Origin of the sequence: Pseudomonas sp. BF-RE-22 (genome assembly GCF_019956155.1) — a bacterium.
GTDB classification, from domain to species: domain Bacteria; phylum Pseudomonadota; class Gammaproteobacteria; order Pseudomonadales; family Pseudomonadaceae; genus Aquipseudomonas; species Aquipseudomonas migulae.
The window spans coordinates 23,681-48,238 of sequence record NZ_JAHBDD010000012.1; the positions used below are offsets into that span (position 1 = coordinate 23,681).

Sequence of the window (24,558 nt, forward strand, 5' to 3'; positions counted from 1 at the left end):
CTCAGTTCACCGGAATGCAGATGGTGAATACAGTGCCTTCAGCTGCAACCAGCTCACGGTCACCGCTCCAATTTTTGGGGTTAAACTCTACGACTTGATCTTGGCCTTGGAATGCCTGATACAAGCAAACCCTCCCAGTGCGGAGACGTACGTAGGCCTTCAGCTTGTTGAGCGCCTGGACTGCGTTGTGCAGGCCCATACCAGAGGTCACTGAATCTTTGGTCGTGACATGTTTTTTGAAGCATTCCAGGGTTGCCTCAAGCTCCACTGCTAAGGGGAGATCGTTGAGAGATTCGACTGGAGCGCCTTGTTTCGCCGAGAGCCAGCGTCGTGCTAGGCCGGGGCCGCTGTCGATGACTGAAATCTCAATAAATTCGAGATAATCCGCGTCCTTAAGCATGTTTCGCATCACAAACAAGGCGAACTGCGGCTCTTTGTCCGAAACTAGGTGGATGTCTTCCTTCTTTATCCTCCCGGATTTCACTGAAGTGCCTCTGAGACCCTTCTTGTACTTCACCCCATGTACATCCGTGACTGAGTGCTGATCTGCGTTGGCGATCAACTCGGCAAGCACGCTGCCCAGGGCAGGTAAACCGCCCCTGTGAAGTGATTTCTTGTCCTGCTTGCTATGCATCAGCGCGGATGACATTTCCAACAGGCTTGCGAAGGAGGAGTGGGAGTGGATCTGAGGGCTCGTCCCTCCGTAGTAGAAGGGCTTGATGAACTCCATCTTCGCGAAGTTAATGCTGAAGAGGTTAATGGTGGTAGGGCGCGCTCCTCGTTCGCTCGAGGTATTACGAAGATCGCCGTCATACATCGCTTCGATCAAGGGCCTGATCACAGTAAGTGCGGCACGCTTTTCTATCGTTTCATGCGCCTCGGTCTTGATGCGAGAAGACATGATCAGAGCCGCGAGGCCAGCTGCAGTCTGGCCGAGTTGCAGAATCCGATCTGGAGCGTTTTCAGCACCCGCATACAGATGTAGGACACTTTGCTCGTGTGCGCGGGCCCAACTGATCACCAACTGTGCAAGCGCCGCATCGACCCCAAATAAGCCACCGTGACTCATGGTTTTTGGGAGACGCAAAGACGCATCCTCCTGGCAAAGCGGGTATAGGTCTTCGATTTCGTATGTGTTCAGAGTCTTGGCAATTTTCATCAGCACCTCAAACAGTCCATCGTTCCGAGTGCTGAACCAGATTTTTGGACACACCCGATCAAATCATATCGCCAGCCGTCCTTGGCGCGATAGATGGATTAGGCTTTTGATGCCAAAGCATATGCCGGGGATGTCTACGTTTCCGGGGGCAGTCCACTCACATCCTAGGCAATTGGGCTTGGTACGCTCACGCCTGGTTCCCACGTGAAACAGGCTGTCGAAACAGGAATTCCGGACGGTTAGGCCACTGAGCAGTTTGTCGACTTCGTACTGGTCAACAGGGTGTGCGTAAGGCTAATACGGGCCTGGCAATGATGAGTAACGTGAAAGTTTCGTATCTGGGCTGGGCATATTTAGCATGGGGTTTATGGAGCGCTTACGATTCAACGTCCTTCATCTCCTCCTCAGTTATCGTTATTGCGTAATTAAGATCAATACGGAGAAAGAGGCCGCCGTAGGTGCGTTGTTGCATGGCGTATTGAGAGGGGCGCATAGAAGGCATCAGATGTCACCTCTGATCACAAGATCATATTTAGAGCCCGGCTTTTCATCGCACGATGACACGCCAAGCCAGTTTATAGATCCGCCCGCTTTGAGGAAGGGCGTTACCTTTTGATCGTGGAAATATTCTAAGCACCTACAAGCGGATATCTATAAATTAATAAATATTACATCTTAAGATCTAGCTGAGATTTAGAGTGTTCCGAACATCAAACATCTTTACTATATCCCGATGTAACTTGCTGTGAAGGTTGGAAAGTATATCCTCTTTCTTCTGCACTAATCCAAAATCAGCAAGTGCTTGAATCAGCATTTCATGTTCGCTGGCATTGAGCGCGGATTCGCGGAGTAAATGACTACGCTTGCTTAAAATATCAATAAGCCTTGGTGTACGCGCTAGCCGGGTGCTTCCTTCGTAGCGCGACTCGAGCTGAAGCACACTCACAAGCTGATCGGGAAAATCTGTTTTATTCTTAAGCTTTACTTTGCTAATTGGATCATTAGATAGAATTGAATGATTAAACTCAAACGTGTATATAGAATCGAAACATAGATGGTATGGATGGATATGAGTATCAATATCGAACGGATTACTTCCTTTATAGGTCTGATTGCAAGTCTTGCAGGATGGTATGTGGTTATAAAAGGATAGCGCCAAAAAGGGGAACATATGCTTAGGATAAAAATGATCAATATCGTAAAGCATTACTACATCCTGTTTTGGCAGCTTGTTTGTTTTCAGGATTCTGACTGAGTTTTCATTGCAGTAGGGGCAGGTGGCCTCAGTAAACCTTAATGCTTCGTAACGCTCATGGCAATGTTTACTGGCTCGATAACTTTCATAGTTGAAAAGCTTAAGTAAGAGCTGGCCAAACGGCTGCATTTCTACCTTCTCGTCAACCTTGAGACATATATCGCCGTCCTCCAAGTAGATTCTTGATGTGCCAATGATATCCTTCAATTCTGCAGGCTTCGCAGTAATTATACTTTTAAGGTTCTGCGGCACTTCCAGGTATTCAGCATACTTCAAGTGCCGAGCCGAGGCCTCCACCCCTACCTTGCCTATGTATTCCTCCCCTTTAATTATCGCACTTAATGCATTAGCTCTTGCAGTTAATGCTCGCCGCATAGGTTGGCCAAAGCGATTAACGGGGTTAAGGTCTAACCACATCTTCTCTACCACTTCATTGAGAAATTGCGGTACGTTCTCGTGTATCGTTGTCAGGTGGTTGCTGATACTAATCACTGTACGTCCACCCGTGATTTGATATGGTATTTAATGATCTCGTCATCAATAACTGATATAGCGAGTTTCAGCTCGTGGGCTTCACTATCGCTTAGTATCTTTTTGTCGAGCAGGCTATATATTTTCTTTAGATATCGAGATGATAAATTACCACTTCTTTTGTGCTGGAGCCCGAAAGAATACTGGTAGATATCATACAGGTTCGCGGCGAACGTTTTGGGCACTTCAATGCTGTCAGTATCACATGCAGCTGAGCTATCTCCGTGCCGATTTAACAGAACAATACATTGGCGAGGCAAATCACTTATAAGAATTGGAGAGTGCGTTGTAATTACAACTTGAATTTTTCCTCCGGAAATTTTAGGGAGGCTTTTGATCAGTCTATCAATAAACTCAATTTGCCATTGTGGGTGCAAATACAGATCACCCTCATCGATGCATATAAGCGTCCCCTGCCTTTTTACAGGCGCAAGGCGCTGATTTTGCATCCCATTCCAAATAGAGCTGAATAAGTTGAAATAAGCCCGCTGCCCCGAACTAATCCCCGCCCAAGTAATTGAGCTATACCTTACCCCTTGGAGAATGCAGGCTAAATGTCGATAATAAAAGCTTTCTGAATCCTCATAATTTATAGTGAAAGTATAGCGTGACCCCTTGACTGTATCATCAATGCGGAGGTGCATTTCGTCGAAAAAGCTTTCCAGCTTTAAAAGCACTGTTAATGATTCGAACATGGAAAAATTATTGTCCCAGGGGACGGGTGCATTGGTAGCTAAATACATATCTCTAAAGGTTATTATGAAAGCCTTTAAGTCGAATTCGCCCTCGCTCGCCAAGATTGAATTCATAACAGGAGTGAACTTTTCTTTATGAGGCACGTTGATTAACAATGCTTTTAGAAATTCTATTTGGATCGTCTGGGCTACGACTGCAACCTTATCTCTATTCTTATTGCCTCGTCTGACCTCAGCGAAATATCTGAGGACAGGCATCGCTTCATCCTCGTCTAAATTACGATCATGCCTAGAGATGAATCTATCGATTTTTATCTCTACCCTTGGTGGTGGCTGCAGCTCAATACTGGCAAACTCGGGTGAATGCAGAAAATCCAGATCATTAAGGAAGTCCGACTCCATAACATGTCTTTGACGAGCAAGGGTGCGCGGATTGTTTTTATTATTTACAGATACATCTACGACGCCGCCGCCAAAATCTATATAGTTTTTATCAAAGACATTAGAGAAGTAGATGGTGTGAAAGTTATCTAAGTGGTCTTCGGTGCCGGCTGCGATTTCAAATCCGGAGTTAATTTTTTCTTTTATGTTTGTTGAATAGAATAAAGCGCCTTCAACGCTATAGATTAAGATGTAATCGTTTTTTAGTTTTTCTGGAGACTTCAATGCGCGACAAATTAATTCCAGAGAGTTCGTTTTCCCTGAGCCATTGACGCCTAGAATCCCTGTTATGCTGGTAATCTGCTCTCCAAACAAGCTCGGCATCGGGTCTTTTTCTGACTGGCTTAGGATTCGAGTAGTAGCCTCAAAATGAAACTCAAGTTCATTGGAAAAATTCAGACCTACGCCTTGTAAATTTTTGAAATCTTTGACCCACACGAAGCATAGATTCATTTAACAGTCCTTTATTGTTTGCACTACTCTAGCCAGAAAAGAGTATTAGAAGCCGCCAGTATCGTTTGCACGCCTAAGTCATGCTGCCCAATAACTCCATTAGATATCAAAAAGGTATCCGGTCATCGAAGGATGTTGATGGCCTTCGCGGCACATGCGGTGCGACCAAGGGCGACACTACGAACAGTGTTGACGATGTCCTCCCTGTCCGTAAAGAAAATCTGCCTTCGTTTGGATTGATTAAGCTTGCCCCAATCCAATTTTTAGCGGCATTGTTGATTTGCCGTCCGGCAACATTTGAATACACATGTACCCATCCTATAAATTGTCAAGCTCAAGGCTCGTCTGGTGGTGCCCGAGCCCTCTACATCGATGAGGAGGGTCAGGTCGATCAGGTGAGTGCGGTCAAAGCGCCGGATGTACTTTGGCAAGCTTCGCAACGTACCAGGTAGGCAAAGGATGGCGGTGCAACCTAGCTGAGATCGCAATCAGCACTTCCCAGGTGGTGTTGTGCCAAGCAAAGTCCTCTGGGGAGGCGGCCTGGCTCGGCACCTTCACAGAAGCCTCAACTTCATCAGCTGGCGTCTGCCGAAAACCAGTCAGGGCACGTGATATGCCAATGGCATTCACATAGGCATCGGAACCCGTCAGCATCTGCAGTGCCTTTTGGGGGAACCACCTTTCCATGGTCACCCTTTCAAGATTTGGAACAATCTCTGCAGTCAGTTGATCGAGGGCTTCCTGGTCGCCCAGCAGAGCAGCCATGGTTCCCAGAAGCGGCACCAAAGTCGTGGTTTTGAAGAATCGACCTCTTTGGGTTTCTTTCCCGGAGAACAGGGCCATGGCATCTTCAAGATCATCTGTATCCACGGGCATGATCCTGTTCCGATGCAGAGCGGCATCAAAGCGATCAATGCACTCACGCACCATGAGTTGGGTGCTAGCTGTATCACCCACGGCCATGATCGCGGTCATGGCTATCGAAAGGTCAATGGTTTGTCCGTCATAGACGGGCAGCAAGCATCCGTTGTGCGCGTTGATCAAGGACACCAGGCTCCCGTGCATGGATCGGAGAGTTGCGGTATCGACCATCAGGGAATGAAGCAACAGCAATGTGGTGCCCAACCGGCCAAGCTCATCGCAAATCAAGTCGATGTAGAGCACCTGATCGGGGCGGTAGCGGAGCATGCGTCTGCGGTTTAGGAGTGAGGGCATCACGCGCTCGTAGTACCGTAACAAGGCGTTCGCATGGAGCTGAGCAAGCGTTTCGAAACGTTTGAGGAACTGAGTGTCGGTCTGCAGGCCAAGCGTTATCGATTCGCTCCAGAGCCGTAGCAAAAGGTACTCACCTGCGAGCACGCCTGGTTTCTGATTGCCCTCACTTTCGCCCCAGACGAGAAGAACAGCCCATCCCATTCCCGCCGCCGCTGCTCGCTTGTGGAAGCGGTTCGCACGCGTATTTTCTGATACGTCTTTGTCATCCTCAAGCGCGGCCATGCAGTCATCAACAAACCGAACGAACCTGGAGAATGAAGCCTGCGTATCCTCAAGCCCGGCCAAGGCTGCCCTCAGGTTGGATTTTCCTTTTCCGAGCAGCAAGGCATCGTCAAAGAGGTACTCCTCGATATAGGGACTCAACTGATCCATGCCCCAGAAATCCAGCGAGCATAGAGGAGAGAATTCGGCCACCTCTTTCGAGATTGCCGAGTAATCTGACTGTGCGTCTTGCTTGAGGATCCCGTTTGAAACAAGGACGATTCGTTTTTTTAGGCCCCGCAGAGGCTCTTGCAGCCGATTCCGGACGTACTCGGTGTACGCTTGGCGGATGGAGGGCGAGATCGCCTGCTGAGTGCCGTAGAAGTCGTTCCGGTTCACATTGCCAAATTTGATGATGAACAGGAAAACTTCCGTCTGCCCCTGAGCATCTTCCTTGGTGGACGTGACGTCGACACCACCCTGATTCACTCCAATCTGAGCACGACTGTGCACCGAGTGCCCCATCGCTTGGAGAAGCTCTGGAAGGAGTGCATCCAGCTCATCGCGCTCGCGAAGCCCTGAAAGGTAGTGTGAGAGAACCAGTTGGATGCTCATTGGTCAGCTTCCTTCCATAGGCTCATGATCTTCTGGTCATACAGCAACGGGTCGGCAATCCAGGTCTGAGGCAATTCCATACTCATTTCCTGCGTGAACATGGGGATCATCGCCTCGACGGTCTCGTGATCGTTCTGATACTCCACTGATACTTGGTTGGAATACTTGAAATGCTGCGCGGTCATGAACATCTCAAACAGGGATTCGCCGTGAGCCTTCTCCGTCACCGCCCGATTCTCATTCCGGCGAAGGTAGTTGAAGCTCCGCCGCATTTCCGATGACATCTGTAGCTCAGTGAGGTGGGGCAGGGCGTCCAAGGCACTGCATTCGGCGGACAACCTTTCGCTTAAGTGCTTGGCGGGAGTTGACTGAGTAAGCCGTGAGGGCTCTGCTTCAAGGAGACGTTTGCAGGTGGCTGGGTACTCTGTCGCCAAAAAATCGATGACTACACAGGTCGTTTCAGAAATCAGAGGGCTTGGGGGTAGGTCTTCGTTCAAGCTCAACACCCAGCCAAGTGATACTGGTACTGCAACGTTCAGGGCACACAATCTGCGGGCCACGGCGCTGGTGGATGCCTCTGTGGCCCCGGACAGCGCGAATCTCACCAACTTGGGATGTTGGAGGTACTGGACGCTGACTTCGTGCACCAACGCTTTGCTCAACCTGTGGTGGCCTTTGTCACCGATCCATTTGCAGGCAGCCAGGACAAACAAGTCAGCAGACGCAATTCGATGGAGGCAGTCCTTTGCTTCATCTACCAGGGTATCGGCCTCAACTCCGGAGGTTTCCGCCTCGCGCCAGAGGGCATAGAACTCGCCCAGCAAGGCTTGACCATCCTGCTCAAGGTTGGCTCTGTAGAGGCGGAGGTAAAAATCGTTGAACCGGATCATGTCCATGTGAGTTGGCTCCGAGGGCGTCGGTAGGTACGCATTAGGATGATATTACGGCGCCCCGTGGCTGCCCCAACGCTGATTCGCCAGTATAGCAATGACCGGTAGAGAATCGTGGGGCAACCAATGACTACAATCGGCCCTTTGAATCGTCCCGGGTTTCTTAAATAGTGAACGTCCGCTTTTGGCGTAAGCAGCCAATCACGGCGCCCCGCTTAAGTAGAGTGCCGTCTGCGCATGCGGGCCTGCTACCGAGCTTTAACCGTCCACAACTGATCTACCTTCGTCGTGTAACTCTGGCTCATCAATTCTCGGCGCATCGCCCAAGCAGGCGCTGTCGGCACACTGGCTACCCGCAGAACTCCCTTCCCCCAGCGGCCATTGATCTCATCCAAAACACTCATCACCTTGTCAGCCATCGCTGGCTGCGAATGCGCAAACAGGTCATCGGTAAACTCACCAGGCTGTCGCAGATCCATCAGCAAAACTTCCGCTTTGCTGTACCTGAAGCCTGGTCTGAAAATACGATTGACGGCTTCGGTTAATCGTTCACTTCACTCAGTCATTACTTGAATAAGTCATCTAATGGCACGAATGCAGCACCTGTTTCTGCGGCTGCCGTCACCTTGCGGTCGATGACCTCAGCGATGGGTATCCGCTGGCCTAGGGCCTTGTAGATGTCCTCTTCAGACATGCAAATCACTTTGAGTCCCTTTCCAAACGCATTAAGGCCCTCTTGAGTAAATCTGCCGTAACTAATGATTAGAGATTAGGGGCACGGGCCGGGCTCGGTAACGATTTCTAGACACCTGTCCATACCCAAAAAATTAAATCGGATTCCTTGCTCGAAGGTAGATGGCTGTTCGGTCGACACTGGCCTCGCAGTCCCAACTAACCGAAACGCAGAGGCATTCCATGATCAAGAAAACCCTTTCCTTCGCCTGGGCAGCAGGCAGTGACTCCTACCACCTGCAGAAGGCTCGCCAGAGCTTCTCTGAGCGCGACTATCTCAATGCACTGGCAGAGGCGATACATGACGTAAGACCTGACGCCTGCTTCGGCGAGGCTATGCGCCATGCCATATCTGTAGACGAGTACACTGTTGGCGTGCTGGGTGGCCAGGAGCTGGGCAGGCGGACTAGGGCAATCCTCGAAGCTCAACCTTCCGCTGTTCCTGCCCAATAATCAGAAATGGAAGAGAACATGAACGACAAAGGACAAGAGAGGCTTGGCGAAGGATTTCTGGCTCGTAAAGATCGAGCTGTTCAAAGCATCCAGGAAATTCTAGGGCTCGACAAGCAAACGTATCAAGACTGGCTCGATAGCATGACTCCGGAAGAACTTTCTACCCACGACAGTGAGGTCGGACGTTACATGGAACTCTGCACGATCATGTATGCCGAGCACATTCAGTGGTCGAGCCAGCTTCTACTGACCGCACCAGAGGTAACATCTGGGAAGGATCAATCCAGCTACATTGGCCCGTTGGGTAAATTTTTGCTAGGGGCCATCAAGGATGGAAAACCTCTCGCTCAGCATCTACGCGATGCGGCTGATCAAATTTCTAAACTGAACGGCGCTAGGCGGCGCTTCCTCGTTGAGTTGTTTGATCAGCTTCGCCCGGAGGAGCAGCGGGATTACGGCGACCTGCTAGGTGATTGCGAGGCTATGATGAGCGCCCTGCCTAACATCAAGCTCTGGGACACCCTGGAGCGGCTAGATCTGTGCTGGAAAATTCGCTACGAGGAGATAAATAAGCTCCTAGAACACGTGCCGGTCTTTAATTCCGTAGCGGAAACCAAATGGCGCCACCAACGGGTCACAGTCCAAAGCAACCATGCTGTTCGCCATATTCTTGAGGACGTCAACGAGAGTAAGGACTCGCTTGCAGCAAAGCTGTTGCTGGCAGCCATGGTTAATCGCTACCACTGGGAATTTTTAGAGCTGGAGCGTTATGAAGATATCGCTGTGCCAAGCCTGCTGAGCTTGGTCGAGAGTCTTCAAGTGGCAGGAATTGATCGAGTACCAGCCGACCTCGATGAAGATGCTTTCAGAGCCTGGCTGATGGATAGCCTTTCAGGCCCTAGCTTCGGAAAGGAGCAGACTTGGCGTCCACTGAAGACTGTGCATTTAGATCGAGTTTATGCTCAAGTAAAGTGGATTCTGAGCTGGGAGAAAATCGACTTCATAGAGCACAAGGCAAGCGAGAACGAGCTTCACAACATGTGCGCCTTGAACCTCGCTTGGAGCTACTGCACTCGCGAAAAGCATGACATCAGAATTGCTGGCATCAAGGACTACGACCTGGTGAATATGCGAGAGATCCAGAGCGGCGAGCAGGTACCGCTGACTAGGATCAAGTACCAGCAGAGACAGTTGAACACAATGCTTCGTAGCCGGCAGCATGAAGCGCTGGATTCCGAAAAGCTCAGGATGCAGACTGAAAGCAATAGGGATTTGCGCTCGCACCGGATGCAGTTCGTTCGCTCAAACTTCAAGGACACTACCTTGAGCCAGTGGAAAGCGTTGACTACCGGTGTTTTCAAAATTATTTACCCACAGCTTTGCAGGTTTTGAGTCTTATCCTGCTTCAGATTGCTTTAGCTGGGATTCGCCGGAGGCTGCCATTGAGCGGCATGGATGCAGGCCCCCTCAGGTCTGGCGCTTGACGGTTCTGCTGGCTGAAGCCCCCTCCGAGGTTACCGCGCCGGGTAATTCGCTAGGGCTCGAGACCCCGTAGGGTCAGCGCTTCTCACTGCCTGAAGGCAGCGCATTGAACCCACAATGTGGGGGGGCAAAAAACAAATCGGAAACCTTGCCTGATAGGCGGAAAAACTGCTGTTTAAATACGGTTGCCCTCGAAAAAGGAGGTGGGCAGCTGATGACTAAAAAAGAACTGAAAAAAACGCTTCTAAGCCTGGCCGTGGGGATTTTGAGTGGATACATCGTCACGCTGCTCCCGCAGCCGAGCAACCAACCGACGACCGAGCCCGACATGCATCCGCAGCTGTTGTACGTTCAGCACCAGGAGCCGGTGAATCCCGATGACCGAGTCTCGGTGACGATGCGGTGGTAGACGGTGGATGAAAATTCGGATTGGCTCCAAGCACAGCGCGAGTTCAGGCGGATCAATCTTTGTGAGGCATCCACTTTGGCTTGACTACTCGCGCACCGAAAACGAACCGTCCCATCAAGACTGTCTTGGCGCCGAGTTCCAGTGATGAGTGGTCGAATACTGGCGATAGCTCACTATGCGCCAGGATCATTTCCTCGTGCCCAGGTTGCTGGGCAATCACAGCGCCATAGCCGAAGCGACAGGTCTGGGCGTTTACAGAGCGTACCCATTCAACGTCTGGGATCTCACCATGCATTAGCCCCTCCGAGCTGTAGCGCTCACGGTATTCTTTAACTCCAAACAACATCATTTCGGGGCTTATAGGAAACTGGATCGCTATCGGCCCACCAGGGGAAATAGCATAAGGATTTTGCTTTTCAAATGGGACAGATGGGTCGTACCAAGCGACTGGATTATCGCTTGTCAGAAACGGTACGTCTGAAGTGTTGTGAATGATGGCCAAGCCAACCGTATTGAAAAGCTCCCCAATCTTGGTGATCAAGCCAGGCATCGCGTGGATGCTTTGATGAGGGTCGATGGACACGTCAATCTTGTCGAGGATGTCTTCGGAGCCAGAGGGTGGTGCAGGGATTTTTCCAATCCTCACCAGCATTTTCATAGTGTCCTTAACGGTTGCCGCCAATACTGCCTCAACTGCATCTCGTGCCGCAGGCACACGGGCTCGCTGCAGAGCCACAAATTGGATGAAGTGATCTATCTCATCGTCTATGGATTCTTTCCGAGCCAGTCTTGCGACGAGAGAGGGCCACGCGGACTCTACTTCACTAAAGATGTCCTCAAGGGTGTTATTGTCCTGGCCGCCTTCGGGCAACGGTTGCGAATAGTAATAGCGCTCAAACTGCGTTGTATCGGGCTTGGCAGGGAGCGCACGTCCAGGACTGTCCTTACGGTAAACGAGAACCTGGCCATCCTTATTCGCGAAGGCTTTTAGATATGCTTTAGGGACAAAGTGGTGGCGTTTTTTTTGCTGGATACAGTTCACTCCTCATCTGGATATCAATAAAGAACACGACACGAACGGAATGTCCCGACTGCTCAATAGCCAAGAATCAGAGTTCCTCATCTGCACCACGAACTCAGTGGTGATCAGGAACGACCAGGGTTCCGATCATGCCATCCGTTTGCTTTCTCAGGATTTCTTCGTGCTGAGAAATTGCCAGTGCGATCATCTGGATTGCAGATCTTGCTACCCGAAGCGCACGCAGTGCCTCAGCGATAAAATCTGAGTGGTTGAGATGCTCGATTTCTGGAGCTTGCCTCGCTCGCGAGGGATCTCCAAAGTCATGAAGCACTACGAATCGGTGCGTACCCGAATTCCGCAGATCCTTTTGTGAGCGGAGAATCCCATCGCTGCCATCGTAGTCATCTGCCAGTTCGGCCAAGCCGTACATCGCGTACACGCCTGCACGAATCAGTACCTCTACTTTTTTTGTGAGCGGAGTGCCTGTTTTCTTGTCTGCGGAATCTCTCCATAGCCTCCCGAAACTTACTTTGTTAGGAGCTAATCCCAGCTCGAAATAGTGGTTTGCCATTACGGCTACTTTGTCGAGCAGGTCAAGGGCAGTTCGATGTGCAAGTATGAGCGCCGAGGTATCAGGGCCGTACAGTGCATAGTCCAGAGTGTCTGCAAATTGTCCTGTCTTTGGCCATACGCTTTCGTCACTTGCACGCCATGCTAAATCTCGTGCAAGGGCAAAATCGCTCTTCAGCATATTGAACATGGCGAACAATGGCGGCGGCCTGCTGCCCACTTCTGGTTCACGCTCGAGAATTCCTGGAAGGGTAAGCCAATCGAGCTTGCCCAAGGATGGATCGACGAGTTCGACAACTGGGGCAAGTGTGAGACGTTCCTCTTCCACCCATCTGATGAATGGATTGGTGTGATGAGACCGGGATGGCGAATCGCTTAACTCACTGGCTAGTGCTTCAACCTTGGCCGCTACGCGTGCGCCGGCGTACTGAACAATTCGCTCCTTATTTCGAAGTGCCTGCTTGGCTAGCATCACTGCTTCCATGCGCGTTAACTCTGAGCAACCACCTCTTTTAAAAAGCCACATCAGATCCAATGCTGCACAGAACGCGGCGACGCCGTTCGTTGGATCAACCTTTAACGCGGAAAGGCGTGCATCATGGGCCTCAGAAAGCCGGTAGGTTTTTGCGAACAAATTAGCGATGTTCGTCCAAGCCTGTGTGCGTAAATCAGGATCGGCATCCCCGTCTTGCAAAACCCTCCAATAGCATCGTCGGGCTTCAGCTCTGTAGGCGCGGGTTTGTTCCTGATGATCTACCCACTCGGAATTATCCGCCCCACAATTTGCTGCTGCCACGAGCCCGTTTGCTAAGTTGTAGGTGATATCAGCCATCGGATATAGGCCATGAAGCTCGCGGTATAGCTCAAGGCCCTCCCCAATGGCGTCCTGGTTCCCAAGCAACGCGCCGGCATTAACCAGAGTGGCTGCACGCAGAGACATCAAATTAAAGCGATTCGGCCCATCTACAACGATTTCACGAGCTTCTCGTACTGCAAGGTTAGGGTCACAATCCACCAAGGCATTAAGGTGTGAGGAGAGCTCGCTCAACATGTGTAGTGCTTCCTTCCAAAGTGAGTAATTCGGTGATGCTGGTATGTCTCACTCATTCGCAAATGCTTCTAGGGCAGCGAGCAGCTTGGCTAGCTCACTAAGGTTGGCTGCCGTCACGATGTCATATTCTCCTCGACTACTCAGCCGATAATACGCCCGCCATCGCTAGGCGGCTGGGTTCCGACAGCCGTTCCATGTAGGTGCCACAATCAATGATCCTAGCGGGCGCACGTCCAGCCGCCTAGCCAGGTCATCTGAGACGCCTACATCGATTTAACCGATACCACTTCCACATATTTGTACTTCTTCCTGGCAGCCTTCACAGCCTCTTGCTCGGCAAGCAACGAGCTCAACGTGTCGGCCTCGTGAGTCAACTCCTGCATCTTCCCCTCAAATTCGTTCCCAACCCGGAGCGTGACCCTAAGCCTGGGCGTAAACGCTTTCGCCGCTTTCTTCTTTGCTACGGGAGCAGCTACCGGCTTCGTAAAGACAACCTCTGGCACAGGCTCCTCTACTACAGGAGCAGACACCTGCTCTTCGGGCTGAGGCGTACCGAACAGGGCACGACGCATTTCTTCTTCAGTTAATTCAGAGTTCATACAACATCTCAAAGGGCGGAGCTTAGCTCGACAATTTCTAATAGGATTGAAGCACACCCTCTGAGCCCAGATGCTCGAGAGCCATCTCTCATGGGTGACCTTCCTGCGCCATATGGAGGCGAGCCCTAGTCATCACGGAGTTCTAACAGCATGAGGCTCTTTCTTGATTGCGAGTTTACCCGGCTCTCAGCGTCAGCGAAGCTTATATCGCTGGCATTGGTGGCCGAGGATGGGCGCGAATTCTATGTGGAATTACTCGACACGTGGCTAGAAGCAGAATGCAGCGACTTCGTCGTAGAGATCGTCCTTCCGCAGCTCTGGGGCGGAAGCTATGTACTATCGATCATTGGGGCAAGGTCAGCGTTGCTCGAGTTTCTCGCGTCGTTCGACGAAGCCTTGGAGATTGTCACAGACGCTCCACAGTACGACTGGGAGCTTTTCTGCGAACTCGCATATGCCGATGGGAAATGGCCAAGGAATGTCCGGAATTACCCCACTGACGCAACCACTCTAGATGCCATAAGCGACGGGATTCCACTTCCACATCACGCTCTCCTGGATGCCCGTATCATAGCTAGCATGTTCGCCCGAGGGAGTCCAAAGAAAGGGCTGCCCTGCTAAGGCGCATGGAACCGAAGTCTGTATTGGCCAGCCACACATGCCTGTGTTGTTGCTTCGCTGATCAACGTCTTTTACCAGCACTTCTGTACAGGATATGCAAAATGAGCATCGATTGGATCAACTTCACACCCTGGACGTCATTAGGCGGAGGCGCCTTGATAGGGCTGGCGGCTAGCTTGTTCGTTCTCGCTAATGGTCGCATCGCCGGCATCAGCGGCTTGCTTGGAAGCGTGATGCAATTTGATAGTGAAGGCTGGAGCGAGAAGGCGTTGTTTCTTCTTGGCCTTTTACTTGCGCCCTTGTTGTGGGGAGCGTTGACCGTTTTGCCGGAAATAGAGATCAAGACAGAGTGGCCGGCCCTGATCATTGCGGGTCTGCTCGTCGGCGTGGGAACCCGTTACGGTTCGGGCTGTACAAGTGGTCATGGTGTTTGTGGGATCTCTCGGATGTCTCCTCGCTCCATAGTTGCGACGGTGTGTTTTATGACCGCCGGCTTTGCAACGGTGTACGTCATTCGTCATGTGCTGGGAGCTTGAAGATGATCAAGTTGACCGCATTTTTCGCAGGACTGATCTTTGGCCTGGGTCTACTCCTGGCAGGCATGGCAAACCCTGCAAAGGTATTGGCTTTTCTTGATGTCGCCGGGGCCTGGGATCCGTCACTTGCTCTGGTGATGGGAGGGGCCATCGCAGTGGCGGTTATCCCCCTGAGTTGGGCGCGCAAGAACAAGCAATCCTTGCTGGGTGCCCGCATGCAGTTACCCGTAAAGCGGGAGCTAGACCCCCGCTTGATTGGCGGCAGTCTAGTGTTCGGTGTTGGTTGGGGAATTGCGGGTATTTGTCCTGGGCCGGCTGTAGCTATTCTGCTAACAGGTCGCTGGCAAATAATCATTTTCGTATTGGCTATGTTGGCTGGTATGTATCTGTTCTCTGTACTAGAAAGCCGACGCATGTGATCAGATGATAACCATGGACGCAAATGACGGAAACACTGTCCGATACCTGCAGCCCCTGAATGGAGCATGAAGTGTGAGCTGCTGAATCCTAGCTATAGTCGTCATGCCGAGATAAAGGAAAACTAGGACATTTGCGTGGCAAGCAGTTGCTCCATAAAGGTTTACGTGCAATCCACCTCAATTCCTCGTTCATGGCTGTCCTCCACGGACAATCCGCGCACGCCAATCACGTCCTCTCTAGCCCGCCGTTCACCGGCAGGCTGTAGGGTAAATTGAAGCTGGAATTTGAGGGTGATGCCAGCGGCGGTCAGTGCGCTGTATAAGGACAGAGGCGCAGCGCAAGCGAGTCGTGCGACTCGAAACTGACAATGCATAATAATCGAGTAGTGCCATGAAAAAAAAACATCACCATGAGCATCACCTTCAACTCCGGGTAAGCGAACTTGCACAGTTGTTTAACTCGATGGATCCGACACCTTTCCTTAACAAGGATCTTGATCGCGAGGCTGAAGCGTTCATCGAGACCTGGGCAGCAGAGTTTCCGTCGGACAGCCTGCTTCGTATCACAATCCACCTTGAGCACCTGCCAGCAGAAGGCGATCCAAGTGCGATCATGGTCGATGCAATCCACAACTACTTTGATCATAAAGCAGGTCTCGTACGCAGTGAGTTGAAACGCCTCCTTCGAGAGGGCCGCATTAGCCTGTTGATCGGCATCGGTTTTGTTACCCTTTGCCTTATCGCAGTCGATGTCATCGGCCAACTTAGTGCTAGCGCCGTAGTCGGCATAGCGCGCGAAAGTCTGATGATCGTTGGCTGGGTGGCAATGTGGCGACCGCTGCAGATTTTTCTATATGACTGGTGGCCGCTTTTAAGATCGAGTCGTGTCTACAAAGCTATAAGCCATGCACATGTTCGAGTAGTGCAGGGCAAATAATGCCTACCGCAAGCCGCAATAGGTGTGGGCCCTATGGGACGTTCTCAATTGAGCCAAGTCGGCGGTATAGGCACTTGCGTCTGCAAGCGATGGAGAGACTCCCAGCCGAGCGAGCCCATGACCACCAGCAAAGTTACGACATGGATAAAGCTGGCGAGGATCGAGCCACGCCGCGAGCCGTAGATATGCCGCTCATTCGGTAGTAGTCGGGTACTGCCAGTGTAGCCAGGCCAGAAGCGGCAAGAAGCTCGCAGCGACTTGCGAATCTCCTCCCTCGCTTCATCAGCGCTCTCCCATCGGCCCATTTCACCCGCTTACCCGGCTCCAGCATCCTCAACATATGAGCTAGATCAGTTGGATTTAAACCTGAGTCGCTATACTCGCCGTCCAGCACCGACCTAAGGTTTCCCCGTGACTCATTCGCTCAGTGGCCAGCTAGATGTAGTCATTATCGGTGGGGGGCAGTCAGCCTTGGCGGTAGCGTATTTCCTACGCCGAACCCAACTTTCATTCGTTATCCTCGATGCGGAGGAAGAACCCGGTGGTGCGTGGCGGCACGGCTGGAACTCGTTACGTTTATTCTCGCCGTCCACCTGGAGTTCGATCCCTGGCTGGATGATGCCGCCCGCGCAAGAGGGTTACCCCACACGAAATCATGTGGTCGACTATCTCAACCAATATGAGCAGCGTTACCAATTTTCGGTTGAACGCCCGGTTCGGGTCGTTTCTGTGGAACGTCTAGAGTCTGGCTTACGAGTACGTTCTGACGACAGGTATTGGGATGCCAGGTTTGTAATCAGCGCTACCGGCACCTGGAGCAATCCGTATATCCCTCGCTACCCTGATGCCGAGTTATTCGCCGGTCGGCAATTGCACTCCGCGAACTATGTCGATGCACAAGCGTTTGCTGGCAAGAAGGTTTTGGTGGTGGGTGGCGGTAATTCAGGGGCACAGATTCTGGCCGAGGTGTCCAAAGTCGCCGAGACCACTTGGGTAACCCCTACTGAACCGGTGTTTTTGCCTGACGAAGTGGATGGACGGGTACTATTCGAGCGTGCCACTCAGCGCTTGAAAGCTCAGCAGGACGGGCGTGTCATTGACCAGCCCGTCGGCGGGTTGGGGGACATTGTAATGGTGCCGCCAGTTGTAGAAGCCCGTGAGCGTGCAGCTCTCAAATCTGTACGCCCTTTTGAACGTTTCACTCGCGATGGCGTGATTTGGGCCGATGGATCTGAATCTGCCGTGGATGTGGTGATCTGGTGTACCGGATTCAGACCAGCCCTACAGCATCTGGATTCACTGGGGGTGATCAACACCGAGGGCCGCGTTGAGGTCGAAGGTACACACTCGACCGAAGAGCCAAGACTATGGCTGGTCGGTTACGGCGAGTGGACAGGTTCGGCTTCCGCCACTTTGATCGGTGTAACACGAACAGCAAGGAGCACAGTCAGTGAGATCGTGGCCTTTCTCGCTGATCAGTCCACCTGAGGCGGACTACAGTCGGCCTTGGTATATACCGCTGACTGTTGAGGGGGGGGCCTTGCTGGATACCTTCCGCTGAAGCATATAGCTGGATACTGACCATGCAGTCGTTTAGAGGATCACTCCGTCCTGCCTGACGGCTTCATATCGCCTGGACATGCCTGGGTAAGGCGATAGAGATCAGGGCAGCCAGCAACACGAAGGCCGAGGAAACCCACAAACAAGCCTCCAATCCGTAACTCTGATAAATCCAGCCGGACAGCACGGTTCCGAGCAATCGGCCCAAGGCGTTGGACATGTAGTAGAAACCCACATCCAGCGATACCCCGTCTTCTTTGGCATACGAGACGATGAGATAGCTGTGCAGCGAGGAATTCACCGCGAACAGCACGCCGAACACCATTAACCCACCCAGCAGCACAACGTGAGGCGACCCACCCGCCGAGAGACCGAGAGCGATTGCAGCAGGCAGACCTGCCAGCAATGCCGCCCAAACAAAGGCAGCCCGCCCATCCGGGACGTGGCCGCGCTTCTTTCCGGTGATGTTCGGGGCCAACGACTGGACGATGCCATAACCGATGACCCAGGCCGCCAAGAAGCCACCAACCATCCAGAAGTCCCAACCAAACACCGTGCTCAGGTAGACCGGCAACGCCACTACGAACCACACGTCTCGGGCACCAAAGAGGAACATTCGCGCCGCCGAGAGGATGTTGATCGCCTTGCTCTTGGAGAGGATGTCGCGGAACTTCGGTTTAGCCTTGGCTTTGCCCAGATCCTTCTTCAGCAGGAACAGGCTGGCTATCCATATCAGCGCCAGAGTTGCGGCCATCGCCAGCACGGCAACCGTGAAGCCCAGCAATGCCAGCAGCGCACCGCCCAGGAAGAAACCCACGCCTTTGAGCGCGTTCTTCGAGCCGGTGAGAATTGCCACCCACTGGTAAAGGGTGCCTTGCTGGTTGTCGGGCACCAGCAGCTTGATGGAGCTCTTCGCACTCATCTTGTTGAGGTCTTTGGCAATACCCGACAGCGCCTGGGCCCCCATCACCCAAGGGATGGTCAGCCAGGCGGCGGGCACAGTCAGCATCAACAAGGCTGCCACCTGTAAGCCCAAACCAATGTTCATGGTGCGATTCAGGCCTAGACGGGCCCCCAGGTAACCGCCCACTAAATTGGTAATGACGCCGAAGATTTCGTAGAACAGAAACAGGAACGCAATCTGTAACGGGCTGTAGCCCAACGCATGGAAGTGCAACACAACCAACATGCGTAGCGCACCGTCGGTGAGGGTAAAGGCCCAGTAATTGCCGGTCACCAACAGGTACTGGCGCACTTGCGGAGAAAGAGCTGACAACGCGTTCATGACCTCTCCCTGTTAATCGGCCAAACTGACCAGTTTGGCCAACTCAACAGCGCGGTTGGCGTAACCCCATTCGTTGTCGTACCAGGCATAGATCTTCACTTGAGTGCCATTGATCACCATCGTCGACAGCGCATCGATGATCGATGAGCGCGGGTCGGTGCGGTAGTCGATGGACACCAGTGGGCGAACTTCATAGCCCAGGATATTTTTCAGTGGGCCTTCTGCCGCCGCCTTGAGCAACGCATTAACCTCGTCCACTGAGGTGGCGCGCTCCACTTCGAACACACAATCGGTGAGCGAGGCGTTGGCCAGCGGGACGCGCACCGCGTGACCATTCAGGCGGCCACGCAGTTCGGGGAAGATTTCCGCAATGGCGGTGGCCGAGCCGGTGCTGGTCGGGATGAGGCTCATGCCCGAGGCACGGGCACGGCGAAGATCCTTGTGCGGCTGATCGAGGATGCTCTGGGTGTTGGTCAGGTCGTGAATCGTGGTGATCGAGCCGTGGCGAATGCCCAGATTCTCGTGGATCACTTTGACGACCGGGGCCAGGCAATTGGTGGTGCAGGAGGCAGCGGTCACAATACGGTGCTGCGCCGGGTCGAATAGGTGTTGGTTAACGCCCATCACCACGTTCAAGGCGCCTTGCTCCTTAACCGGCGCACAGACCACCACACGCTTAACGCCTTGATCCAGGTAGGCCTGCAACACTGCCACAGTCTTCATCTTGCCGCTGGCCTCGATCACCAAATCGCAACCCGACCAGTCGGTGTCGGCAATCGCTTTGTTCGCGCTGACCTTGATGCGCTTGCCGCCAATCACTACATGATCGCCTTCTGCGCTGGCTTCGCTGTGCCAACGACCATGCACAGAGTCGAAGTTGATCAGGTGCGCATGGGTTACTGCATCGCCTGCCGGGTCGTTGATTTGCACGAACTCGAACTCTGGCCAGCTCCAGGCTGCACGCAGGGCGAGACGACCGATGCGACCGAAACCGTTAATACCAACTTTGATAGTCATGTTGTTTTGCTCTGTATCTGTCGTCAGTGGGAGTTCGACTCAGAGTCAAACTGGCCGATGTATTCAATATGGGCAGGATGCTGGATAGCGCGAGGACGCAACGACTGAACGTCACGGATGGCATCGTTGAATGGCACACCGCTCTCGATTAACAGTTGCGCCGCAATCAAGCCGGTACGGCCCGAACCACCCTTGCAATGGATGGCAATGGTTTTCCCTTCGTTCAGCAGCTGCTTAAGTCGTGAATTGTGCTGTTCCCATGCGGTTTTGAATGCTTCGCCAGGAGCTTGATCATCGTCCACTGGCAGGTGAAACCACTCGATGCCGAGCATTTGGCACTCTTCGGGCAGCAGGTCGATCTCGTTCTGAAGCAACTCCTCGGTCGGCATCAGAGTCAGCAGCGCCGATGCACCTGCTGCCTTAAGGGTTTGCAGCGCCTCGAAAGGTAGGGTGCCCTTGGTGCCGGGGCACGGGGTGAAGATCAATTGGCCACTGAACTGTGCCAGGGGTAGTACGGAATATGGGTGTTGTTGCACGGCGAAATACCCTCAAATGGAGCGCTGATTAACACGTTTCATGAGTTCTTCCGCCGATTCCTTACGCTCGGAATAGCGGTCGACCAGATAGTCCTGCCGCTCACGCAGCAGCAAAGTGAATTTCACCAGCTCTTCCATCACGTCCACGACACGGTCGTAGAATGCGGAGGGCTTCATCCGCCCGGCCTCATCGAACTCCAGGTAGGCCTTCGGCACCGAGGACTGGTTGGGAATGGTGAACATACGCATCCAGCGACCCAGCACACGCAGCTGGTTGACCACGTTGAAGGATTGCGAGCCACCACAGACCTGCATCACCGCCAGCGTCTTACCCTGGGTTGGGCGCACCGCGCCCATGGTCAACGGAATCCAGTCGATCTGCGCTTTGAACACCGCGCTCATCGAGCCGTGGCGCTCTGGGGAACACCAGACCTGACCTTCTGACCAGAGCACCAGTTCGCGTAGTTCTTGCACTTTGGGGTGGCTGTCCGGCACGACATCTGGTAACGGCAGCTCAGATGGATTGAAGATGCGTGTTTCTGCGCCGAAGTGCTGCAGCAGGCGCGCAGCTTCTTCAGTCAGCAGGCGGCTGAACGAACGCTCGCGAGTCGAACCGTAGAGCAGCAGGATGCGCGGCTTGTGCGTGGCCGACAACGTACTGCCGAGCTTATCGAGTTTCGGCAGATCAACCAGTTCGGCATCGAGGTTGGGGATCAGTTCTTCAGTCATAGATTTATTCCTGTGTGAGGGCGCCTTTGGGTTGATCGAACCAGCGGCGTTTCAGCCAGAGGGCCACGCCAACCAGGGAGATCAACACCGGCACTTCCACCAGTGGGCCAATCACCGTGGCGAAGGCCACCGGTGAGGCGAGACCGAAAGTCGCGATGGCCACGGCTATGGCCAGCTCGAAGTTGTTGCTGGCAGCGGTAAAGGCCAGCGCGGTAGTGCGTGGATAGTCAGCGCGGAGCAGCTTGCCCATCCAAAAGCTGATGAAGAACATCACCACGAAGTAGATAGTCAGCGGGATAGCGATACGCAGCACATCCAGCGGAAGCTGCAACACCATGTCGCCCTTGAGGCTGAACATCGCCACGATGGTCAGGAGCAGCGCGACCAGCGTCAGGGGGCTGATACGCGGAATGAAGCGTTGGCTGTACCAGGTCTCGCCTTTGCGACTGATGAGGATCTTGCGCGTAAGGAAACCAGCCAGGAATGGGATGCCCAGGTAGATCAGCACGGACTCGGCGATGCTGACAAAGTTGGTGTCAATTACGCTGCCCTGTAGACCGAACAATGGCGGCAGCAGACCAAGGAAGATCCATGCATACACACTGAAGAACAGGATCTGGAAGATGCTGTTGAAGGCAACCAACCCAGCGACGTATTGGTTGTTGCCACCCGCGATCTGATTCCACACCAGCACCATGGCGATGCAGCGAGCCAAACCGATGAGGATCAGGCCGGTCATGTACTCCGGCCTGTCAGCGAGAAAGACGATGGCCAGTACGAACATCAGCACTGGGCCAATCACCCAGTTTTGGATCAACGATAGCGCCAAGATGCGCTTGTCCTTGAACACCTCCGGCAGCTCTTCGTACCTGACCTTGGCCAACGGCGGATACATCATCACAATCAGGCCGATGGCAATCGGGATGTTGGTCGAACCCACCGAAAGACTGTTAAGCCAGGCCGGCAGCCCCTCGAACAGACTGCCCAAGCTGACACCAATCGCCATGGCGAGAAAGATCCAGACCGTCAGATAGCGATCCAAAAAAGAAAGACGGCTTTTACTCATCGTCATGTCTCCAGTGTCAGAGGGTGCCGATCAGGGCCAGCTCGGCCTTGAGTTGTTCGGCACTTAACCGCTTGAGCGGTAAAGCGAGGAAGGCTTCGATTCGGGTTCTGATCTGCTCCAGAGTGGCTTCGAAAGCCGCCTCGATCTCTTCTTGAGTCCCTTGATATTCCGAAGGGTCTGCCAAGCCCCAATGGGCCTTGGTGGCCGGCCCGAAAAACACCGGGCAGGCTTCGCCGGCAGCCTTGTCACACACCGTGATGACGAAATCAGGCGCCAGGTTCTCGTAGACATCACTGGACTTGCTATAGAGCCCTGCGGGCGAGATTTCAGCCTTATCCAACGTTTTCAGACTCAGCGGGTGCACTTCACCCTTCGGCTGGCTGCCGGCGCTGTAGGCGTGCATATCCGTCGGAGCCAAATGATTGAACATGGCTTCACAAAGAATGCTGCGGCAGCTGTTTGCGGTGCACAGAAACAGAATCTTCATCAGGCTATCTCGTAAAGACCGAGCGCTGCTCGGGCAGGCGTTAACTCAGCAGCAAGCGGCTAGGCGCTGAGGGCGATCCCCCATCACGTCGAGGCGTTTGGCGTCGGTACTGAGCCAATGCTGATTGGCGTCAAGAGTGGTTTTCAGTACGGCGATCACCCAGTCCGGCAGACTGGGATGCAGGCGGTAATACACCCACTGACCTTGCCGACGATCCTCCAGCAAACCGCAATTGCGCAGTTGCGCCAGGTGGCGGGAAACCTTCGGCTGGCTCTCATCGAGTGCGCAGGTCAGTTCGCAAACACACAGCTCTTCCTCACGGGTGATGAGCAACATCAGGCGAATGCGGGTTTCGTCGGCCAGGCATTTGAATACGGTGGTCGGTGTCAGATGGTCAGCCATAGGGGTCTCAACGTTTGTTTTTCACCAACACGAACATCTTGATGCGTTCATGGATCTCGTGAAGGGTGTGACGAAATGCATCATGTTTGGTGCTAGTGACCGGGTCTTCAAAGTTCCAGGCCAGCACCTCTCCGGCGCCTGGAAGGGCATGACATTCCAGAGACGATTTATCGCACAGCGTGATGACGTAATCGAAACGCTCTCCCGCAAACTCATCGATAGACTTGCTGTGCAACCCTTCGGTACTTACACCCAGGTGCTGAAGTGATCCCAAGGTGCGGGGATCAATCTCGCCGGGCGCAGTACCTGCACTGAAGGCTTCGAATTGCTCTGAATCAGTGTGGCGCAGCAGCGCTTCAGCAAGCTGCGAGCGGGCAGCATTAGCCACACAAACAAACAGCACGCGGGTCTTATCGGTCATCGCCAAGTCTCGAATTGGATATGGTTTTACGAATATACGATTTTCCGAATATTCAGTAAAGCAGCAAGACTGGTGACTCCACAAAATAGCCAATTTCAGACCAGAGACGCCCATAAGCCTCAGTCTGATCGCATTCAATGGCTTGTCTCCGGCTATTTAACATCTGATTACTCGCATATCCGTATTTGGTAATTAATCTGTCATCGTTGTCGCGTTAGGCTCTCCCGCACCGCAACCTCAAACATGAGCCTTGCGCTGAACAAACTGACCCTGCCTATTCTCGGCTGAAGGGGCAACGCCATCCTTCAAACGGGACTTTACATGTGCATCAACATGCACATATATTCTCGGTATGAACGTCACCACCAACCGATCACAAGCCATTGAGTCTGCCATTGAGTCTCTCGATGGTGCATTTTTCAAAGCCCTCTGCGAGCCGCCAAGAGTCGCGGTGCTAAAGCGCGTGATGCAATTGGGCCGAGCAGATGTGACCGCGATTGCGGCGGATCTACCCCAGGAGCGTTCGGTGGTATCTCGTCATCTTCAGGTGCTGCTGGATGCCGGGATCGTGCGCGCCACTAAGGTGGGACGTCAGATGTTCTATGAGGTGGACGGCCCAGCCATCGTCAAGCGACTGGAGGACATCCTCCATCACACCAAGAGCATTGCTTTATTGTGCTGCCCAGGTGGGTCTCGCTGATTTTTTCTTA

The 24,558-nt window shown here is 52.9% G+C and carries 26 protein-coding genes and 1 pseudogene; 9 read left to right on the plus strand and 18 right to left on the minus strand.

Going from position 1 to position 24,558, the window contains the following annotated elements:
- Position 1: 1 nt before the first annotated feature.
- The 7 genes and pseudogenes from KGA82_RS09010 to KGA82_RS29320 all read right to left on the minus strand — a co-directional run bounded on the left by KGA82_RS09010 (position 2) and on the right by KGA82_RS29320 (position 8,209).
- A complete protein-coding gene (locus KGA82_RS09010) occupies positions 2-1,159 on the minus strand; it encodes an ATP-binding protein (RefSeq protein ID WP_223450145.1) in 1,158 nt (385 codons plus the stop codon).
- Positions 1,160-1,841: 682 nt separating this feature from the next.
- Positions 1,842-2,831 (minus strand): hypothetical protein, encoded by a 990-nt coding sequence (locus KGA82_RS09015; protein ID WP_223450146.1) that lies wholly within the window; start codon positions 2,829-2,831, stop codon positions 1,842-1,844.
- 71 nt (positions 2,832-2,902) lie between these two features.
- The gene (locus KGA82_RS09020; RefSeq protein ID WP_223450147.1) at positions 2,903-4,534 is read right to left on the minus strand and encodes an AAA family ATPase; all 1,632 of its coding nucleotides are present in this window, start codon (positions 4,532-4,534) and stop codon (positions 2,903-2,905) included.
- 405 nt (positions 4,535-4,939) lie between these two features.
- Positions 4,940-6,625 (minus strand): hypothetical protein, encoded by a 1,686-nt coding sequence (locus KGA82_RS09025; RefSeq protein WP_223450148.1) that lies wholly within the window; start codon positions 6,623-6,625, stop codon positions 4,940-4,942.
- Positions 6,622-7,521, minus strand: coding sequence for a hypothetical protein (locus tag KGA82_RS09030; protein WP_223450149.1), 900 nt, complete (start codon positions 7,519-7,521; stop codon positions 6,622-6,624). The genes KGA82_RS09025 and KGA82_RS09030 overlap by 4 nt, the downstream gene beginning before the upstream one ends.
- Before the next feature lie 242 nt (positions 7,522-7,763).
- Positions 7,764-8,057: pseudogene (locus KGA82_RS09035) on the minus strand (DUF4113 domain-containing protein); the annotation flags it as partial.
- 23 nt (positions 8,058-8,080) lie between these two features.
- Positions 8,081-8,209: a hypothetical protein gene (locus KGA82_RS29320; protein ID WP_263287962.1), complete on the minus strand. Its 129-nt coding sequence runs from the start codon at positions 8,207-8,209 to the stop codon at positions 8,081-8,083.
- A gap of 221 nt (positions 8,210-8,430) precedes the next feature.
- On the opposite strand from KGA82_RS29320, the gene KGA82_RS09040 reads away from it, so the two are divergent.
- The 3 genes from KGA82_RS09040 to KGA82_RS09050 all read left to right on the plus strand — a co-directional run bounded on the left by KGA82_RS09040 (position 8,431) and on the right by KGA82_RS09050 (position 10,591).
- A complete protein-coding gene (locus KGA82_RS09040) occupies positions 8,431-8,700 on the plus strand; it encodes a hypothetical protein (RefSeq protein ID WP_223450150.1) in 270 nt (89 codons plus the stop codon).
- 18 nt (positions 8,701-8,718) lie between these two features.
- Positions 8,719-10,092 carry a hypothetical protein gene (locus KGA82_RS09045; RefSeq protein WP_223450151.1) on the plus strand — a complete coding sequence of 458 codons (1,374 nt, stop codon included), beginning with the start codon at positions 8,719-8,721 and terminating at the stop codon, positions 10,090-10,092.
- 304 nt (positions 10,093-10,396) lie between these two features.
- Entirely contained in the window at positions 10,397-10,591 is a 195-nt protein-coding gene (locus KGA82_RS09050) for a hypothetical protein (RefSeq protein WP_223450152.1), read from the plus strand.
- A gap of 52 nt (positions 10,592-10,643) precedes the next feature.
- Here KGA82_RS09050 and KGA82_RS09055 read toward each other — a convergent pair whose 3' ends face one another.
- The 3 genes from KGA82_RS09055 to KGA82_RS09065 all read right to left on the minus strand — a co-directional run bounded on the left by KGA82_RS09055 (position 10,644) and on the right by KGA82_RS09065 (position 13,832).
- The gene (locus tag KGA82_RS09055; RefSeq protein WP_223450153.1) at positions 10,644-11,633 is read right to left on the minus strand and encodes a DUF4238 domain-containing protein; all 990 of its coding nucleotides are present in this window, start codon (positions 11,631-11,633) and stop codon (positions 10,644-10,646) included.
- 94 nt (positions 11,634-11,727) lie between these two features.
- Positions 11,728-13,233, minus strand: a complete 1,506-nt coding sequence (locus KGA82_RS09060) for an LA2681 family HEPN domain-containing protein (protein WP_223450154.1) — start codon at positions 13,231-13,233, stop codon at positions 11,728-11,730.
- A gap of 263 nt (positions 13,234-13,496) precedes the next feature.
- Positions 13,497-13,832 (minus strand): hypothetical protein, encoded by a 336-nt coding sequence (locus tag KGA82_RS09065; RefSeq protein WP_223414758.1) that lies wholly within the window; start codon positions 13,830-13,832, stop codon positions 13,497-13,499.
- A gap of 150 nt (positions 13,833-13,982) precedes the next feature.
- Between KGA82_RS09065 and KGA82_RS09070 the strand changes: the two genes are divergently transcribed.
- The 5 genes from KGA82_RS09070 to KGA82_RS09090 all read left to right on the plus strand — a co-directional run bounded on the left by KGA82_RS09070 (position 13,983) and on the right by KGA82_RS09090 (position 17,833).
- Positions 13,983-14,453 carry a 3'-5' exoribonuclease gene (locus KGA82_RS09070; RefSeq protein ID WP_223414756.1) on the plus strand — a complete coding sequence of 157 codons (471 nt, stop codon included), beginning with the start codon at positions 13,983-13,985 and terminating at the stop codon, positions 14,451-14,453.
- A 101-nt stretch (positions 14,454-14,554) separates the two neighbouring features.
- Positions 14,555-14,989, plus strand: coding sequence for a YeeE/YedE family protein (locus KGA82_RS09075; protein ID WP_223414754.1), 435 nt, complete (start codon positions 14,555-14,557; stop codon positions 14,987-14,989).
- Between the two features lie 2 nt (positions 14,990-14,991).
- On the plus strand, positions 14,992-15,408 hold the full coding sequence (locus KGA82_RS09080; protein ID WP_223450155.1) for a DUF6691 family protein: 417 nt from the start codon (positions 14,992-14,994) through the stop codon (positions 15,406-15,408).
- Between the two features lie 391 nt (positions 15,409-15,799).
- The gene (locus KGA82_RS09085; protein WP_223450156.1) at positions 15,800-16,345 is read left to right on the plus strand and encodes a hypothetical protein; all 546 of its coding nucleotides are present in this window, start codon (positions 15,800-15,802) and stop codon (positions 16,343-16,345) included.
- Positions 16,346-16,756: 411 nt separating this feature from the next.
- Positions 16,757-17,833: an ArsO family NAD(P)H-dependent flavin-containing monooxygenase gene (locus KGA82_RS09090; RefSeq protein WP_223450157.1), complete on the plus strand. Its 1,077-nt coding sequence runs from the start codon at positions 16,757-16,759 to the stop codon at positions 17,831-17,833.
- 136 nt (positions 17,834-17,969) lie between these two features.
- Here the strand turns inward: KGA82_RS09090 and arsJ are convergent, their stop codons facing one another.
- The 8 genes from arsJ to KGA82_RS09130 are packed head-to-tail and all read right to left on the minus strand — an operon-like array spanning position 17,970 to position 23,848.
- Entirely contained in the window at positions 17,970-19,190 is a 1,221-nt protein-coding gene (gene arsJ, locus KGA82_RS09095) for an organoarsenical effux MFS transporter ArsJ (protein ID WP_223450158.1), read from the minus strand.
- Positions 19,191-19,202: 12 nt separating this feature from the next.
- Complete coding sequence (locus KGA82_RS09100; protein WP_223450159.1) at positions 19,203-20,207, minus strand: ArsJ-associated glyceraldehyde-3-phosphate dehydrogenase; 1,005 nt, start codon at positions 20,205-20,207, stop codon at positions 19,203-19,205.
- A gap of 23 nt (positions 20,208-20,230) precedes the next feature.
- On the minus strand, positions 20,231-20,743 hold the full coding sequence (locus tag KGA82_RS09105; RefSeq protein ID WP_223450160.1) for a tyrosine-protein phosphatase: 513 nt from the start codon (positions 20,741-20,743) through the stop codon (positions 20,231-20,233).
- 12 nt (positions 20,744-20,755) lie between these two features.
- Complete coding sequence (arsH, locus tag KGA82_RS09110; RefSeq protein ID WP_223450161.1) at positions 20,756-21,472, minus strand: arsenical resistance protein ArsH; 717 nt, start codon at positions 21,470-21,472, stop codon at positions 20,756-20,758.
- Positions 21,473-21,476: 4 nt separating this feature from the next.
- Complete coding sequence (gene arsB, locus KGA82_RS09115; RefSeq protein ID WP_223450162.1) at positions 21,477-22,538, minus strand: ACR3 family arsenite efflux transporter; 1,062 nt, start codon at positions 22,536-22,538, stop codon at positions 21,477-21,479.
- 16 nt (positions 22,539-22,554) lie between these two features.
- The gene (locus KGA82_RS09120; protein WP_223450163.1) at positions 22,555-23,025 is read right to left on the minus strand and encodes an arsenate reductase ArsC; all 471 of its coding nucleotides are present in this window, start codon (positions 23,023-23,025) and stop codon (positions 22,555-22,557) included.
- Positions 23,026-23,070: 45 nt separating this feature from the next.
- Positions 23,071-23,427 (minus strand): metalloregulator ArsR/SmtB family transcription factor, encoded by a 357-nt coding sequence (locus KGA82_RS09125; RefSeq protein ID WP_223450164.1) that lies wholly within the window; start codon positions 23,425-23,427, stop codon positions 23,071-23,073.
- Positions 23,428-23,434: 7 nt separating this feature from the next.
- Positions 23,435-23,848, minus strand: a complete 414-nt coding sequence (locus KGA82_RS09130; protein WP_046819802.1) for an arsenate reductase ArsC — start codon at positions 23,846-23,848, stop codon at positions 23,435-23,437.
- Positions 23,849-24,200: 352 nt separating this feature from the next.
- Between KGA82_RS09130 and KGA82_RS09135 the strand changes: the two genes are divergently transcribed.
- Entirely contained in the window at positions 24,201-24,548 is a 348-nt protein-coding gene (locus tag KGA82_RS09135) for an ArsR/SmtB family transcription factor (RefSeq protein WP_223450165.1), read from the plus strand.
- The last annotated feature ends 10 nt before the right edge of the window (positions 24,549-24,558 follow it).